Below are 560 nucleotides of genomic sequence, written 5' to 3'. Positions count from 1 at the left end.
GAGGCTGTCTCAAAAGTGAGGCAGCTTTTTTTGTGGCATAAAAAAAGGAAAGCTTTCGCTTTCCTAATTCTTGCAATTTGATTAAATTGCGGTGTGTGTATAGCTTCAAAAGTAGTCTTTAAAGATTACATTCCCAACCAAAATGTGCTTTTTCCTCCGAATTTATCGGAGTTGATTGATAGTAAGCACCCTGTAAGAGTAGTCTCTGGCATCGTTGATGGTTTAGATTTAACAAGTTTAATGCGCAATTACAAACCAGGAGGCACTTCAAGCTACCATCCTAAAATGCTTTTGAAAGTGTTGGTCTATGGTTATTTGTGCAATATTTATTCAAGCCGAAAACTTGAACAGGCCCTTAAAGAAAATATCCATTTTATGTGGCTCAGCGGTATGAGCCAGCCGGATCACAATACGATCAATCGTTTTAGAAGTCAACGTCTAAATGGGCAGATTAAAGAAATTTTCACCCAAATTGTCCTTTTGTTGGAAAGGGAGGGCATCGTAAGCCTTAAGACTGCCTTTGTTGACGGTACAAAGATCGAAGCCAATGCCAACCGTTA

At 39.1% G+C, this 560-nt stretch carries 1 protein-coding gene; it reads left to right on the top strand.

Annotated elements, in window-relative coordinates:
* Positions 1-99: 99 nt before the first annotated feature.
* The coding region (locus LUU93_RS21485; RefSeq protein ID WP_232683220.1) for a transposase at positions 100-560 on the top strand (461 nt) is incomplete at its 3' end.

It is taken from the genome of Flavobacterium soyae (assembly GCF_021245985.1).
In the GTDB taxonomy this organism is placed as follows: Bacteria; Bacteroidota; Bacteroidia; order Flavobacteriales; family Flavobacteriaceae; genus Flavobacterium; species Flavobacterium soyae.
The sequence above is the reverse complement of the archived record's forward strand: the minus strand, read 5'-3'. Positions and strand labels throughout refer to the sequence as shown.